The sequence below is a fragment of the Dermabacter sp. HSID17554 genome (assembly GCF_003989295.1).
In the GTDB taxonomy this organism is placed as follows: Bacteria; Actinomycetota; Actinomycetes; order Actinomycetales; family Dermabacteraceae; genus Dermabacter; species Dermabacter vaginalis.
Genome location: NZ_RBLW01000003.1, coordinates 341,530 through 354,983, shown reverse-complemented (window position 1 = coordinate 354,983; position 13,454 = coordinate 341,530). Strand labels below are relative to the sequence as shown.

General features: G+C 62.1%; 20 protein-coding genes. 18 read left to right on the top strand and 2 right to left on the bottom strand.

What is annotated here, in order from left to right:
- Nucleotide 1 precedes the first annotated feature (1 nt).
- The 18 genes from rplX to rplQ all read left to right on the top strand — a co-directional run bounded on the left by rplX (nt 2) and on the right by rplQ (nt 10,114).
- Entirely contained in the window at nt 2-412 is a 411-nt protein-coding gene (rplX, locus tag D8M36_RS07265; RefSeq protein ID WP_055089370.1) for a 50S ribosomal protein L24, read from the top strand.
- Nucleotides 412-969: a 50S ribosomal protein L5 gene (rplE, locus tag D8M36_RS07260; RefSeq protein ID WP_065247396.1), complete on the top strand. Its 558-nt coding sequence runs from the start codon at nt 412-414 to the stop codon at nt 967-969. The genes rplX and rplE overlap by 1 nt, the downstream gene beginning before the upstream one ends.
- A gap of 1 nt (nt 970) precedes the next feature.
- Nucleotides 971-1,156 carry a type Z 30S ribosomal protein S14 gene (locus D8M36_RS07255; RefSeq protein WP_016664040.1) on the top strand — a complete coding sequence of 62 codons (186 nt, stop codon included), beginning with the start codon at nt 971-973 and terminating at the stop codon, nt 1,154-1,156.
- Nucleotides 1,157-1,219: 63 nt separating this feature from the next.
- Entirely contained in the window at nt 1,220-1,618 is a 399-nt protein-coding gene (gene rpsH / locus D8M36_RS07250; RefSeq protein ID WP_016664041.1) for a 30S ribosomal protein S8, read from the top strand.
- Nucleotides 1,619-1,636: 18 nt separating this feature from the next.
- A complete protein-coding gene (gene rplF / locus D8M36_RS07245; RefSeq protein WP_034372280.1) occupies nt 1,637-2,179 on the top strand; it encodes a 50S ribosomal protein L6 in 543 nt (180 codons plus the stop codon).
- A gap of 2 nt (nt 2,180-2,181) precedes the next feature.
- A complete protein-coding gene (gene rplR / locus D8M36_RS07240; RefSeq protein ID WP_034372282.1) occupies nt 2,182-2,568 on the top strand; it encodes a 50S ribosomal protein L18 in 387 nt (128 codons plus the stop codon).
- Between the two features lie 35 nt (nt 2,569-2,603).
- Nucleotides 2,604-3,296, top strand: a complete 693-nt coding sequence (gene rpsE / locus D8M36_RS07235; protein ID WP_034372284.1) for a 30S ribosomal protein S5 — start codon at nt 2,604-2,606, stop codon at nt 3,294-3,296.
- Complete coding sequence (gene rpmD, locus D8M36_RS07230; RefSeq protein ID WP_034372287.1) at nt 3,293-3,475, top strand: 50S ribosomal protein L30; 183 nt, start codon at nt 3,293-3,295, stop codon at nt 3,473-3,475. The genes rpsE and rpmD overlap by 4 nt, the downstream gene beginning before the upstream one ends.
- 3 nt (nt 3,476-3,478) lie before the next feature.
- Entirely contained in the window at nt 3,479-3,931 is a 453-nt protein-coding gene (rplO, locus tag D8M36_RS07225) for a 50S ribosomal protein L15 (protein WP_126847859.1), read from the top strand.
- A 158-nt stretch (nt 3,932-4,089) separates the two neighbouring features.
- Nucleotides 4,090-5,397, top strand: coding sequence for a preprotein translocase subunit SecY (gene secY, locus D8M36_RS07220; protein ID WP_126847857.1), 1,308 nt, complete (start codon nt 4,090-4,092; stop codon nt 5,395-5,397).
- Entirely contained in the window at nt 5,394-5,978 is a 585-nt protein-coding gene (locus D8M36_RS07215) for an adenylate kinase (RefSeq protein ID WP_126847856.1), read from the top strand. Before secY ends, D8M36_RS07215 begins: the two co-directional genes overlap by 4 nt.
- A gap of 6 nt (nt 5,979-5,984) precedes the next feature.
- Nucleotides 5,985-6,845, top strand: coding sequence for a type I methionyl aminopeptidase (gene map, locus D8M36_RS07210; protein ID WP_126847854.1), 861 nt, complete (start codon nt 5,985-5,987; stop codon nt 6,843-6,845).
- A 177-nt stretch (nt 6,846-7,022) separates the two neighbouring features.
- Complete coding sequence (gene infA / locus D8M36_RS07205; RefSeq protein WP_016664050.1) at nt 7,023-7,244, top strand: translation initiation factor IF-1; 222 nt, start codon at nt 7,023-7,025, stop codon at nt 7,242-7,244.
- Nucleotides 7,245-7,318: 74 nt separating this feature from the next.
- Nucleotides 7,319-7,432 carry a 50S ribosomal protein L36 gene (gene rpmJ, locus D8M36_RS07200; RefSeq protein WP_016664051.1) on the top strand — a complete coding sequence of 38 codons (114 nt, stop codon included), beginning with the start codon at nt 7,319-7,321 and terminating at the stop codon, nt 7,430-7,432.
- A gap of 172 nt (nt 7,433-7,604) precedes the next feature.
- Nucleotides 7,605-7,982, top strand: coding sequence for a 30S ribosomal protein S13 (gene rpsM, locus D8M36_RS07195; RefSeq protein ID WP_074297683.1), 378 nt, complete (start codon nt 7,605-7,607; stop codon nt 7,980-7,982).
- A 77-nt stretch (nt 7,983-8,059) separates the two neighbouring features.
- The gene (rpsK, locus tag D8M36_RS07190) at nt 8,060-8,467 is read left to right on the top strand and encodes a 30S ribosomal protein S11 (RefSeq protein WP_016664053.1); all 408 of its coding nucleotides are present in this window, start codon (nt 8,060-8,062) and stop codon (nt 8,465-8,467) included.
- Nucleotides 8,468-8,563: 96 nt separating this feature from the next.
- Complete coding sequence (locus tag D8M36_RS07185; RefSeq protein WP_055089393.1) at nt 8,564-9,565, top strand: DNA-directed RNA polymerase subunit alpha; 1,002 nt, start codon at nt 8,564-8,566, stop codon at nt 9,563-9,565.
- Nucleotides 9,566-9,595: 30 nt separating this feature from the next.
- Nucleotides 9,596-10,114 (top strand): 50S ribosomal protein L17, encoded by a 519-nt coding sequence (gene rplQ, locus D8M36_RS07180; RefSeq protein ID WP_126847852.1) that lies wholly within the window; start codon nt 9,596-9,598, stop codon nt 10,112-10,114.
- A gap of 111 nt (nt 10,115-10,225) precedes the next feature.
- Here rplQ and D8M36_RS07175 read toward each other — a convergent pair whose 3' ends face one another.
- Together D8M36_RS07175 and D8M36_RS07170 are read right to left on the bottom strand one after the other, a co-directional pair.
- Entirely contained in the window at nt 10,226-11,392 is a 1,167-nt protein-coding gene (locus D8M36_RS07175) for a polysaccharide pyruvyl transferase family protein (protein WP_126847850.1), read from the bottom strand.
- Nucleotides 11,379-13,418 (bottom strand): S-layer homology domain-containing protein, encoded by a 2,040-nt coding sequence (locus tag D8M36_RS07170; protein ID WP_126847848.1) that lies wholly within the window; start codon nt 13,416-13,418, stop codon nt 11,379-11,381. Before D8M36_RS07170 ends, D8M36_RS07175 begins: the two co-directional genes overlap by 14 nt.
- Nucleotides 13,419-13,454 lie beyond the last annotated feature (36 nt).

The following is a 13,454-nucleotide window of genomic DNA, read 5'->3' as shown; positions in this document are numbered from 1 at the left end:
CATGAGCATGAAGATTAAGAAGGGTGACCTCGTTCAGGTCATCACCGGTCGCACGAGCGACGCAGACAAGATCGCCAAGCGCAACGAAACCCGCGCCGAAAAGGGCAAGGGTGAACTGACCGCTGGCGACAAGGGCAAGCAGGGCCGCGTGCTCCAGGTGTTCCCCGACACCCAGCGCGTGCTCGTCGAGGGCGTCAACCGCATCACCCGCCACAACAAGCCCGGCTACAACGGCCAGGCCGGTGGCATTGAGCAGGTTGAAGCCCCGATCCACATCTCGAACGTCGCCCTCGTGGCTGATGACGGCAAGCCCACCCGCGTGGGCTTCCGTGAAGAGAAGGTCGAGCTCGAGGACGGTCGCACGAAGACCATTCGTGTGCGTTACTCGAAGCGCACCGGGAAGGACATCTGATGACTGAGACGACCACCCCGCGCCTTAAGACCAAGTACCACGAAGAAATCAAGGATTCGCTCCAGAGCGAGTTCAACTATGCCAACCCGATGCTCATCCCCGGTCTCACGAAGATCGTCGTGAACATGGGTGTCGGCGACGCCGCACGCGATTCGAAGGTCATCGACGGTGCCATCGCGGATCTGACCGCGATCACCGGCCAGAAGCCGCAGGTGACGCGTGCCCGCAAGTCGATCGCGCAGTTCAAGCTTCGTGAAGGTCAGGCCATCGGCTGCTACACGACTCTTCGCGGCGCTCGCATGTGGGAGTTCCTCGACCGCCTGCTCTCGACCGCTCTTCCGCGTATCCGCGACTTCCGCGGTCTTTCGCCGAAGCAGTTCGACGGCAACGGCAACTACACCTTCGGTCTCACCGAACAGGTCATGTTCCATGAGATCGATCCTGACAAGATCGACCGTGTTCGCGGCATGGACATCACCGTGGTGACCACCGCCAAGACCGACGACGAGGGACGTGCGCTGCTTCGTGCGCTCGGCTTCCCGTTCAAGGAGAACTGATATGGCCAAGACAGCGCTTAAGAACAAGCAGCAGCGCAAGCCCAAGTTCGCTGTGCGCGCCTACACCCGGTGCCAGAAGTGCGGTCGCCCGCACTCGGTGTACCGCAAGTTCGGCCTTTGCCGCGTGTGCCTTCGCGAGATGGCCCACCGCGGTGAACTGCCCGGTGTCACCAAGAGCAGCTGGTAAGGACTATCGCCACAGGTCCCCGCTTCACGCGAGGGAAACCACGGTGAGAAAGAAGCATTCGACATGACAATGACTGATCCGATCGCGGACATGCTCACGCGAATCCGGAACGCCAACACCGCGTTCCACGATTCCGTGACCATGCCGTACTCGAACCTCAAGTCCCGCATCGCGGAGATTCTGAAGGCCGAGGGGTACATCAAGGACTGGCGCGAGGAAGAAGCCGAGGTTGGAAAGAACCTCGTCATCGAACTCAAGTACACCGACGATCGCGAGCGTGCGATCTCGGGCGTGCGCCGTGTCTCGAAGCCCGGCCTTCGCGTATACGCAAAGTCCACCAACCTGCCCAAGGTGCTCGGCGGCCTCGGCGTGGCCATTCTGTCCACGTCCTCCGGCCTCCTCACCGACAAGCAGGCCACGAAGAAGGGTGTGGGTGGGGAAGTCCTCGCCTACGTCTGGTAACCGGAAAGGAGAACCGTAATGTCCCGCATTGGACTTCGTCCGGTTTCCGTACCGGCTTCCATCACTGGTGTGACGATCGACGGCCAGCACGTTCAGATCGCTGGCCCGAAGGGCGAGCTTCAGTATGACGTTCCGAAGCCCCTCAGCGTTGAACGCGCTGAAGACGGCTCGATCGTTGTGCGCCGCCCCAACGAAGAGCGTGAAAACAAGGCCCTCCACGGCCTCGCACGCACCCTCATCGCGAACATGGTCCAGGGCGTCACGGAGGGCTTCGAGAAGAAGCTCGAGATCGTGGGCACTGGTTACCGTGTTGTCGCGAAGGGAACCGACCTCGAGTTCGCACTCGGGTTCTCGCACCCCGTTCTCGTGAAGGCCCCCATGGGCATCACGTTCAACGTGGAGAGCCCCACCAAGTTCTCGGTGTCGGGTATTGACAAGCAGCTGGTCGGCGAGACCGCCGCGAAGATTCGCAAGATTCGTAAGCCCGAGCCGTACAAGGGCAAGGGTGTGCGTTACGCCGACGAGACCGTGAAGCGCAAGGCCGGAAAGGCTGGTAAGTGATTATGGGTTTCGCTGAAAAGCACACTCGCGGTGACCGCAAGAGCCGCGTCCGCGCACGCGGCCGCCGTCACCTGCGCCTCCGTCGCCGTGTGGCGGGCACCGCTGAGCGCCCCCGCCTCGCCGTGACCCGTTCGGCGCGCCACATGTACGTTCAGGTCATCGACGACACGAAGGGCATCACCCTCGCGTCGGCGTCGACCATGGAAGCAGACCTCCGCGCCTCGGAGGCCACGAAGACCGAGAAGGCCAAGCAGGTCGGCTCGCTCGTGGCGCAGCGCGCGAAGGAAGCCGGTATTGACGCCGTGGTCTTCGACCGTGGCGGCAACAAGTACCACGGTCGCGTGGCCGCCGTTGCTGACGGTGCCCGCGAGGCCGGACTGACTCTGTGACCACCCCCCGGAAATAGGACGAGAAGAGGATTCACATGGCTGCTGAGCAGCGTAACAATGGTCCCGCGGCCTCCGGTCGGAGGGGCGAAAACGAGGATCGTAACAACCGCGGTCGTGGCAACGGCCGCAATCAGGGCGGTCGCCGCGGCGAGGGCCGTGGCGGTCGTCAGGAAGAGAAGTCGGCATTCCTCGAGCGCGTTGTCACCATCAACCGCGTCTCGAAGGTCGTCAAGGGCGGTCGCCGCTTCGCCTTCACCGCGCTTGTGGTGGTGGGCGACGGCGACGGCACCGTCGGCATCGGCTACGGAAAGGCGAAGGAAGTTCCTGCCGCCATTTCGAAGGGTGTTGAGGAAGCGAAGAAGAACTTCTTCCGTGTTCCCCGCATCCAGGGCACGATCGTGCACCCGGTTCAGGGAGAGGACGCCGCAGGCGTCGTTTTCCTTCGCCCGGCTGCACCCGGTACCGGTGTAATCGCCGGTGGTCCGGTGCGTGCGGTTCTCGAGTGCGCGGGCGTCGCCGACGTTCTGTCGAAGTCGCTCGGTTCCTCGAACACGATCAACATCGTGCACGCGACCGTCAAGGCCCTCAAGCAGCTCGAGGAGCCGGAGGCAGTGGCAGCACGCCGCGGTCTTCCCCTCGAGGAGGTCGCCCCCGGCTACCTGCTCCGTGCGCAGGCCGAGGGCCGCGCTGCGGCCCGCGAGGCACGTGAAGAGAAGGTAGGTGCCTGATGCAGCTCAAGGTTACTCAGGTCAAGTCTGTAATTGGCGGTAACGACGCACAGCGTTCGACGGTGCGAGGCCTCGGCCTCAAGCGCATCGGCGACGTCGTTGTGAAAGAAGACCGCCCCGAGATTCGCGGCATGATCAATGCCGTCCGTCACCTCGTGACGGTTGAAGAGGTGGACTGATCCATGGTTAACGAAAACCCGCTTAAGCTTCACGATCTCCGCCCGGCTCCCGGCGCGAAGACTGCCAAGATCCGCGTGGGCCGCGGTGAAGGCTCGAAGGGTAAGACCTCGGGTCGCGGTACCAAGGGCACGAAAGCTCGCTACCAGGTGAAGGCCGGCTTCGAGGGTGGTCAGACCCCGATGCACCGCCGCCTTCCCAAGCTGCGTGGCTTCAAGAACCCGTTCCGCGTGGAGTTCCAGGTCGTGAACCTGGATACCATCGAGGCGCTGTTCCCCGAGGGTGGCACGATCACCGTCGAGGACCTCGTCGCGAAGAATGCCGTGCGCAAGAACCAGCCCGTCAAGGTGCTCGGTTCCGGCGACATTTCTGTGAAGATTGACATCACCGCCCAGAAGTTCTCGGCTTCGGCCGAGGAGAAGATCACCGCCGCCGGCGGCTCGATCACCGTGGCGTGAGTTGAAGCAAATTTCATAGTGCTTCTTTGACCAGGCACCGCGACTCGGGATATTTTGAGTCGCGGTGCCTGTTTCTATAGGCCATTAATCCCTTGCTCTAATGCGCCCCGTGTGCATTATTGGCCCACCCCTCGGGCCGCCCCGACAGGAGGAACCTGGTGGACAACGCCTTTGTGCGCGCTTTCCGCACCCCTGAGCTGAGGAACAAGCTTCTGTTTGTTCTGGGAATGCTCGCCATTTATCGCTTCGGTGTGTTCGTACCGACCCCCGGCTTCGACTTCACGAACATCAACGCGTGTGCTGATCAGGCGCTCAGTGGTGAAGGTGGCGGCGTGCTCGGCATGGTGAACTTGTTCTCCGGCGGGGCGCTGCTGCAGATGTCCGTCTTCGCACTTGGCGTGATGCCTTACATCACCGCGTCGATTATCGTGCAGCTTCTACGCGTGGTGATCCCGAAGTTTGAAGAGCTTCATAAGGACGGTCAGGCGGGGCAGGCAACCCTCACGCAGTACACGCGTTACATGACGATTGGCCTCGCCGTTCTCCAATCCACCACCGTGATTACGCTCGTGCGCAGCGGTGCGTTCTTCCCGGGCTGCAACCTGCCCCTCGTGCCCAACCAGTCCTGGTGGATGCTGGTTCTCATGATCCTCACGATGACCACGGGCACCCTCGTGATCATGTGGCTCGGTGAGCTCATCACCGAAAAGGGCGTGGGCAACGGCATGTCGCTGCTCATCTTTACGTCGATCGCCGCTGGCTTCCCCGGCTCGTTCGGTCAGATCCTCAAGCTCCAGGGCTGGATGACGTTCGCTCTTGTCATGCTCGTAGGCATGGTGATCGTCGTGGCTGTGATCTACGTCGAACAGTCTCAGCGCCGTATTCCGGTGCAGTACGCGAAGCGCCAGGTCGGCCGTCGCCTCGTGGGTGGCTCCTCGACCTATATCCCGATCAAGGTCAACCAGGCGGGCGTGATCCCCATCATCTTCGCGTCCTCGCTTCTCGCCCTTCCCCAGCTCATCGCTTCCTTCGGTGATCCGACCTCCGCTTGGGTGCAGTGGATCCATGCCCACTTCGTGCTCGGTCAGGGATTCTCGTGGATTTACTCGCTCGTGTATTTCGCCCTCATTGTGTTCTTTGCGTTCTTCTACGTGTCGATCACCTTCAACGCTGAAGAAATTTCCGACAACATGAAGAAGTACGGCGGTTTCGTGCCCGGTATCCGTGCCGGACGCCCGACCGCGCGTTACCTCGAGTACGTGATCAATCGCGTGCTCTCCGCGGGGTCGCTTTACCTTGGCGTCCTCGCCCTCGTTCCGCTGATCGCCTTCGCGCTTCTTGGCGCGGATCAGAAATTCCCGTTCGGTGGAACTTCGCTCCTCATCATTATCGGTGTTGGCCTCGATACCTTGAAGCAAATCAGCTCCAAGCTCCAGCAGCACCACTACGAAGGGATTCTCCGATGAACGCCTCTACCCCCGCACGCCGCCTCCTTATCGTTGGTCCCCCGGGTGCCGGCAAGGGCACGCAGGCCGAGCGGATCGTGGAGAAGCTCGGTGTCCCCGCCATTTCGACCGGAGACATCTTCCGTGCAAACGTGTCGAACGAAACCGAGCTTGGCGTTCTCGCGAAGTCCTACATGGACAAGGGCGAGTACGTTCCCGATTCGGTCACGAACGACATGGTCGAGGGACGCCTCGGCGAAGCTGACGCCCAGGACGGCTTCCTTCTCGATGGCTACCCCCGTACCGTCGCGCAGGTTGAAGCCCTCGATGGTATTCTCGCGAAGCTTGGTGTCGAGCTCGACGCCGTGGTGCTTCTCGACGTTGACAGCGAAGCAATTGTTCAGCGCCTTCTTCAGCGCGGCAAGGAGCAGGGCCGTAGCGACGACAACGAAGAAACGATCCGCCGCCGGATCGATGTTTACGGCGAGCAAACAACCCCGCTGATCGACATTTACGAGCGTCGCGGTCTTGTCAAGCGCATCGACGGCATGAAGGACATCGACACCGTGACTGCCGAAATCCTCGCCGCACTCGGAGCCTGAACCCGAATGTCTTTTCGCCGAAAGCCCCGCGTAAGCCTCAAAACTCCCGAGCAGTTCGGGACGATGCGCCGCGCGGGGCTTTTGCTTGCCCGGATCCATGAGGAGATCGAAAAGAGCCTTTGCGCCGGTATGACGACTGCGGACATCGACCAAATCTCGCGCGACATCATCGCGAGTGCGGGCGCGAAGTCCAACTTCCTCGGCTACCACGGGTTCCCTGCCACGGTCTGCGTGAGCGTGAATGAAGAGATCGTCCACGGCATTCCTGGCTCCCGAGTCATCCGCGAAGGTGACGTGGTGAGCGTGGACGCCGGCTGCATCGTGGACGGATGGCACTCCGACGCTGCCCGGACGCACATCGTGGGCACAGCGAAAAGCGAGGCCGATCGCGAACTCGTCGAAGTGACCAGGGGAGCGATGTGGGAAGGCATCGCGGCGCTTGCACAGGCGAAACGCGTAGGGGAGATCGGCGCCGCGATCGAAGACTACGTTGCCGAGATGGCGGGGGAGCGGATCCAGCACCTCGAAGAATTTGGCGGGCACGGGATTGGTCGAGCGATGCACGAGCCGCCCGACGTCATGAATTTCCGGACCCGCGACCGGGGGCCGAAAGTTGTGCCGGGTATGGCACTGTGCATCGAACCGATGCTCATCCAAGGCGACGGTGACTTCGACATCCTTGACGACGAGTGGACCGTCGTGGCGACGAAGGGCGGGCGTGCAGCCCATTTCGAGCACTCCGTCGCGGTCACCGAAACGGGGATCTTCGTGCTCAGCGCTGTTGATGGCGGCAAGGCGGAGCTCGAAAAGCGCGGCATCATGATCGCCGAGGAACCGTCGGACTCCTCCGCCACCACCGGAAGGTGAGCGAACCCACGCCTATAGCCACTTATCGCGGGGCTATCGCGCGTGTACGATAGAGAACCGAGTGCGCTCTTTGGGGCTACCCCCGTTAATTCTGGCGGTTCGCCGCCCGTTAAAGCGCGCTCGAAGGTAGCACATGCGAAACCAGTCCCCGAAAGGGGCAGAGGGACAGTAGAGACTATGGCGAAAAAAGACGGCGTGATCGAAGTCGAGGGCACCGTGACCGAAGCGCTCGCGAACGCGCGCTTCCGCGTTGAGCTGGACAACGGCCACAAAGTACTCGCGCATATCTCGGGCAAAATGCGCCAGCACTACATCAGGATCCTTCCTGAGGACCGCGTGGTGGTGGAGCTCAGCCCGTACGACCTTGAAAAGGGTCGCATCGTTTACCGATACAAGTAAGCCGGCCGCACACGCGGTCAGGTACGCTCCTGAGCCTCGAAGGTTCAAGGGCAGATCAACTGTAGAAGGGCATCATGAAGGTTTACCCCAGCGTGAAGCGTATCTGTGACAACTGCAGGGTGATTCGTCGCCACTCGCGCGTCATGGTTATCTGCACCAACCCGCGCCACAAGCAGCGCCAGGGCTAAGTGCACCGCCTCTAGAGGAGAGGCACACCGCGGTGACAACCGCACCTTATAAGTAAAGAGACAGCATGAACCTCATTTCGAGGATCACCCGCGGGCCAGGGGCCGCGGCGCACCGCTCATGCGGGAGCGACATGCTGGATCAGGCCCCTGAGAAACAGTAGGAGAACTGCTCATGGCACGTCTCGTTGGCGTCGATCTTCCGCGCGAAAAGCGCCTGGAAGTCGCCTTGACGTACATTTTCGGCGTGGGTCGCACCCGCGCAACTGAAGCTCTCAATGCCACCGGCGTTGACGGCAATCAGCGCGTCCACCAGGTTTCCGATGAGGACCTCGTCAAGCTGCGCGATTACATCGAAGAGAACTACCAGGTCGAAGGTGACCTGCGACGCGAGATCGCCGCGGACATTCGCCGCAAGATCGAGATCGGCTCGTACGCCGGCATGCGTCACCGCCGTGGTCTTCCGGTTCGTGGTCAGCGCACCAAGACCAACGCCCGCACCCGCAAGGGCCCGAAGCGCACCGTGGCCGCCAAGAAGAAGGCCACTCGCTGAGCCGCAGTTACTCCACGAGCGGTGCCCAGCACTGACTCGTATCGATCACCTTTTACAAACTCAAGGAGTTTTGGCATATGCCTCCAAAGTCACGACAGGCCGCTGCGGCGCGTAAGCCCCGCCGCAAGGACAAAAAGAACGTCGTTAACGGCCAAGCACACATCAAGAGCACCTTCAACAACACCATCGTGTCGATCACAGACCCGAGTGGCGCTGTGATCTCGTGGGCCTCCTCCGGCCAGGTCGGGTTCAAGGGCTCGCGTAAGTCCACCCCGTACGCCGCGCAGATGGCTGCTGAAGCCGCTGCTCGCCGCGCCCAGGAACACGGCCTCAAGAAGGTCGACGTCTTCGTCAAGGGCCCGGGTTCGGGTCGCGAGACCGCCATCCGTTCGCTCACCGCGGCGGGCCTCGAGGTCGGTTCGATTCAGGACGTCACCCCGCAGCCCCACAACGGCGTTCGCCCGCCGAAGCGTCGCCGCAACTGAGCATTGCTCGGGTGCGCGAAACGATAACCGTCATCCATCAGTGTCGTACCGCCACCGCGAACGTCATATAGCGGACGTTCCAAGAAAGGACACAACGTGCTCATTGCACAGCGCCCCACGCTGACCGAAGAGGTCGTTTCTGACTACCGTTCACGGTTCGTCATCGAGCCTCTCGAGCCGGGCTTCGGCTACACCCTCGGCAACTCGCTGCGCCGCACACTGCTCTCGTCCATCCCGGGCGCGGCAGTGACGTCGATCCGCATCGACGGCGTTCTCCACGAATTCTCGACCGTTCCCGGTGTGAAGGAAGATGTCACCGAGCTCATCCTGAACATCAAGAACCTCGTGGTGTCGTCGGAGAACGACGAGCCGGTCGTCATGTACCTGCGCAAGGAGGGTGAGGGCGTCGTGACCGCCGCCGACATCACCCCGCCTGCCGGTGTTGAGATCCACAACCCGGACCTGCACATCGCGACCCTTAACTCCAAGGGCCGCCTCGAGGTTGAGCTGATCGTTGAGCGTGGCCGCGGCTACGTTTCGGCCCAGCAGAACAAGGGCGCCGAGGGCGAGATTGGCCGCATTCCGGTTGACTCGATCTACTCGCCCGTTCTCAAGGTGACGTACAAGGTTGAGGCAACCCGTGTTGAGCAGCGCACCGACTTCGATCGACTCATCATTGATGTCGAAACGAAGCAGGCGATCGCACCTCGCGACGCCATCGCGTCGGCGGGCAAAACCCTCGTGGAGCTCTTTGGTCTCGCTCAGGAGCTCAACCAGGAAGCCGAAGGCATCGAGATTGGCCCTTCGCCGACCGACCAGGCTCTCGCCGCTGATCTGGCGCTTCCGATCAACGACCTCAACCTCACGGTTCGTTCGTACAACTGCCTCATGCGCGAAGGTGTGTACACCGTCGGTGAACTCACCAACCGCTCCGAGGCAGACCTGCTCGACATCCGTAACTTCGGCCAGAAGTCCATTGACGAGGTGAAGGCGAAGCTCGCTGAGCTGGGCCTCTCGCTCAAGGATTCCCCGGCCGGCTTTGATCCTTCCACTGTTCTTGACTCGTACGGCGACGACGAGTTCGGCGAGCAGTTCTGATTTCCATCTTTTTCTTCGAGGAGAAACAACATGCCTGCACCCACTAAGGGCGCTCGACTCGGCTCGTCCCCGGCTCACGAGAAGGCCATTCTCGCGAACCTCGCGACCGCCCTGTTCGAGCACGGTGCCATCACTACGACGCAGACCCGCGCGAAGCGCGTTCAGCCCCTTGCCGAGCGCCTCATCACCCAGGCGAAGAAGGGCGACCTTGCGAACCGCCGCCGCGTGATGCAGACGGTCAAGACCAAGGAAGCTGCGCACCTTCTTATGACCGAGATCGCTCCGAAGTTCGCGGAGCGCCCCGGCGGCTACACCCGCATCACGAAGCTCGAGAACCGCAAGGGTGACAACGCCCCCATGGCACTCCTCGAGCTCGTTGAGGAAGAGTACTCGCCGAAGCAGGCCGTCGTGAAGGAAGCGGAAGGCGCTGCCAAGGCTTCCGCGAAGGCTGACGAGGCTCCCGCTGAGGAGACCAAGGTTGAGGAGACCGCTTCGGAGGACACCGCTGAGGAGACCTCCGAAGAGATCTCGGAAAAGACCGAGGACTGAGCCTCGGCTCCTCTTTACGTAGAAGAAACGGCCCGACACCCCGCGAAAGGGGAGTCGGGCCGTTTCTCGTGTGAGGCGTAGTTTGCGTCGAAACCAGGCCCGGTGACGTCACTAGTTTCTATAGAGAGCGTCGGCCTCGCGGCGCTTTTGCGAGTGAGCCTCGTCGAATCCGTGTTGCCCCTGAGTATCGGCAACAGCGGGAAGGGTTTCGCCAGGGTGAACGGGAAGCCACCCTGAGCCAAGTTCGATGAGCGAGCCGTGCTTCGTTGAGTAGTACTCGCCGGAATCGACGAGGGCGAAGCCACGAGCGCCTCGCGAGGCGGCTACGAGGTGGTGGTGGAAACGCGACGTGATCCAGAACTGTCCGGGAGCAAACCGGAATGGTGCGGTCCAGAACTCGCTGAACGGTACGAAGCGACCAAAGTTCACTCCACGCTGACTAAGCGCCTCGTACCCTCGGTAGTCGGCCCCCGGTAACGCTTCTACGTACGTGAGGCGGGTGTGCTTCAATGCAGGATCCTTGAGCGCGTCTTCGACAACGTCGAGGAACCCTTGGAAGCTGTCCTCGCCAATGGCGTCAGACTGCACGCATACGACAACCTCGTTGACGTCACCAAGCGGCATGCCTGCGGGCGGAAGCCCGAGGAAGGCATCGTCGAGGCCCGCCTCAAGGGAAGCGAGCGCGGCGCTTTCGCGGTCGCGGACGCTCACGTGTGCGAAGCCGTCGAAATCGGCTCCTGCATTCGGGGTAAGGCCTTGCCCCGTGGCGATGAGCCGGGCCCCCGACACAGCGGCCGACGCGCGCATGCCCTCGAGCAGTCCGAGGTTCAGAGGCCACTGGCTGTTAAGGAAGCCGCCTCCAAGGAGATGGAGGGTTGTCGCACGGTTCATTTCGGCGATTTGGAGGTCAAACAGCGGGCTTCCCAAGTCCGTGACGATACCGGTAATGCTTCGCTGTTCCCATTCTTGAGACGCGAGATCGAGTACGCGAAAGAGGGTATCGGTCGTCGTGAGGTGCGGATGGTCGCCACGGAAGAGCACCGACGCTGACGCGGGGTGGCGGCAATCAAGCCACACTTCTGCTGCCGGTTTTACTTCGGCAAGATACCGAAGCCAGGTTCGGGCGATGAGTTCGTCACCGTAGTTTGGATAGCTCGCCATAGAGACGAGATAGATTCGCTCGCCGTCGCCCCGTAAATCGTTGTGTGCCGGATCGGCAACAGCAGCGGAGGACGGTGCCGGCGGCTTTTGCCGCGAGAGAAATTTAGAGAAGGCCACGTCGCTCCATGTAGCGGTAAAGGAAGGCCGCGAGCTCGGCTCGCGTCGTGTTGTTGAAGGGGCGGTACGTGCCGTCGTCCCATCCGCGAGAGATGCCCGCCCAGCCCATCCACTTGATTTCCTTCTCGAAAATGAGCGAGGAATTCACGTCTTTGAAGCCGCTGAAGTGCACGTTCGCGAGGCTTTCTCCCGAGGCACGGAACATGAATGTTGCCATCGCGTCGCGGAGAATCGGTTGGTACGGGCGGAATTCCCATCCTCCGCGGACCTTCCATCCCGTTGTGAGGCCCGTGGAGTGTGCCCAGCAGATTTCCTTGTAGAAGGGCTGGCTTCGATCGACGTCAAGGAAGGGGGAGCGTCGCGGCGGAGTGTAGGCGGGCTCGCCTGCGATGCGGTACATGTAGGCGATGACGGCATCGCGCCACACGGGGATCTGGGGGCGGAATGTGCGGTCGGGCCAGCCACGGATGACGCCGCGGTCCGCGAGGGTGTTGATTTCGTGCGCAAAAATCAGGTTGTCGGGTACGTCGATAAAGTGCCTCGGGCCGGGCGTACTGTTTGTGCTCGGCGAGAACGACACCTTCCCATTGGCCTTGGTCGCGGTGCCGTTTTCGAACCGCTGAGTAGTGCCTGTCGTGTCGTCCAGCGGGCGGCCCCACGACGGTTTCCAATCGGAGGCGAAGGGGCTCTTGTGGGCAGTTGTGCGTCCACCTGCCGTGAGAATGAGCCCGCTCGTGAGGCGAGTGACGTCGTAGGCTCCTTCGGCCCGGCGAACGTGCGTCACGGTTCCTAACGAGCCACGCCCGCCGCCGTTGACGTAGGCAACGAGGTGCTCGGGGTAGCGGCTCTTGAAGTCGATGAGTTTTTGTTGCACGAGGCTCCGCAGAGCGGGGAGCTGACCGTAGTAGGTGTCTCCCGGGCAATCCGTGTAGTTGACGTCGCGATGCGCGAAGAGGTTCGGCATCTGGTAGGTGCCGGTGCGCTTCACGCGGGAAAGATTCACGGTCCACTCGGCGCTTCCGTAGACGTCTTGAGTGAACGTGCTGGCGAGCTTCCACGCGGCCACGGTGGCGACGGCATCCAGCGCCGCGGTGGGCACGGGAATGTTCATGTAGTCGCCCATGACGGAGATACCGCACGAGCCCGTGTTGAAGCCGCGGGCGTGGGCGCCGGCAACGTTGCGGTGCAGGCCACCTGCGCGCCCTTCAAAGATTTGTCCGTATTTGTCGACGACCACGTTATAGCCGAGGTCGGCCCAGCCGAGGGTTGTGGTGTGGTAAGTGAACATGCCACGCACGAGCTGCGGGCTCTGCGCCTGCGTGTAGGTGTTGGAGCCGCCGGTGTGGTGGATGCAGATCGCCTTGAGTTCCTTGGCGTAGCTCAAACGGGAGGCCTTGACCGTGCCCGCGTTCCATTCTTGGCGGGTGATGAACGTGGGCGCCCCGGTGGCGGGCGTCACGGTTGCCGGAAGGATGCGGGTGATGCCGGTGCCTCCGCCGCTCGAGGCGAGACGAACGTCGCTACCCGCTTCCGAGGTCGTGATGAGATGGACGGTGAGCTGCTCGGAGATATCTTGGCCGTCACGGTAGGCGCGAACATTGACTGCGCTCGAAGGGCCGATCCACACGGCGTCGGTAGCCCTCTCCTCAATGTCGGTCATCAGCTCGGCGCTGATCCAGTCACTGAAGTCGCCAGTGTTCACGTCTTGACCCTGGAACTCCACGACGTCTGGTGCGTCGATGTCATCGGGCCAGGTGGCGGCAGCCATGGTGATGTAGCCCGCGACCTGTTTGGCGGGGGTGCCGTCAAGTTCGGGATTCTGTTCGGAGGCGCCTTGGGTATCGACGGTCGACGTGCGCGCGAGGTCGCGATCCACAACGGCGGTGTCGCCTCCGCTGGGAGCGGGGGAACCGTCGGCGAGCGCGAGGCCCATGCCAACTGCGCCCACGCCCGCGACAGCGAGGGGAGTCACGGCGCCGATCTTGAAAAGGGCGCGACGATTAAAGGGGGATTTTTCGAAGCTCATGGGGGAAGTGCTTTCGTGTGAGGGGGAAGTCGACTT

Bases quoted from the DNA above. Each gene is read 5' to 3' on its own strand.
- rplX (WP_055089370.1), top strand. From the start codon at position 2: ATGAGCATGAAGATTAAGAAGGGTGACCTCGTTCAGGTCATCACCGGT.
- rplE (WP_065247396.1), top strand. From the start codon at position 412: ATGACTGAGACGACCACCCCGCGCCTTAAGACCAAGTACCACGAAGAA.
- D8M36_RS07255 (WP_016664040.1), top strand. From the start codon at position 971: ATGGCCAAGACAGCGCTTAAGAACAAGCAGCAGCGCAAGCCCAAGTTC.
- rpsH (WP_016664041.1), top strand. From the start codon at position 1,220: ATGACAATGACTGATCCGATCGCGGACATGCTCACGCGAATCCGGAAC.
- rplF (WP_034372280.1), top strand. From the start codon at position 1,637: ATGTCCCGCATTGGACTTCGTCCGGTTTCCGTACCGGCTTCCATCACT.
- rplR (WP_034372282.1), top strand. From the start codon at position 2,182: ATGGGTTTCGCTGAAAAGCACACTCGCGGTGACCGCAAGAGCCGCGTC.
- rpsE (WP_034372284.1), top strand. From the start codon at position 2,604: ATGGCTGCTGAGCAGCGTAACAATGGTCCCGCGGCCTCCGGTCGGAGG.
- rplO (WP_126847859.1), top strand. From the start codon at position 3,479: ATGGTTAACGAAAACCCGCTTAAGCTTCACGATCTCCGCCCGGCTCCC.
- D8M36_RS07215 (WP_126847856.1), top strand. From the start codon at position 5,394: ATGAACGCCTCTACCCCCGCACGCCGCCTCCTTATCGTTGGTCCCCCG.
- map (WP_126847854.1), top strand. From the start codon at position 5,985: ATGTCTTTTCGCCGAAAGCCCCGCGTAAGCCTCAAAACTCCCGAGCAG.
- infA (WP_016664050.1), top strand. From the start codon at position 7,023: ATGGCGAAAAAAGACGGCGTGATCGAAGTCGAGGGCACCGTGACCGAA.
- rpmJ (WP_016664051.1), top strand. From the start codon at position 7,319: ATGAAGGTTTACCCCAGCGTGAAGCGTATCTGTGACAACTGCAGGGTG.
- rpsM (WP_074297683.1), top strand. From the start codon at position 7,605: ATGGCACGTCTCGTTGGCGTCGATCTTCCGCGCGAAAAGCGCCTGGAA.
- rpsK (WP_016664053.1), top strand. From the start codon at position 8,060: ATGCCTCCAAAGTCACGACAGGCCGCTGCGGCGCGTAAGCCCCGCCGC.
- rplQ (WP_126847852.1), top strand. From the start codon at position 9,596: ATGCCTGCACCCACTAAGGGCGCTCGACTCGGCTCGTCCCCGGCTCAC.
- D8M36_RS07170 (WP_126847848.1), bottom strand. From the start codon at position 13,418: ATGAGCTTCGAAAAATCCCCCTTTAATCGTCGCGCCCTTTTCAAGATC.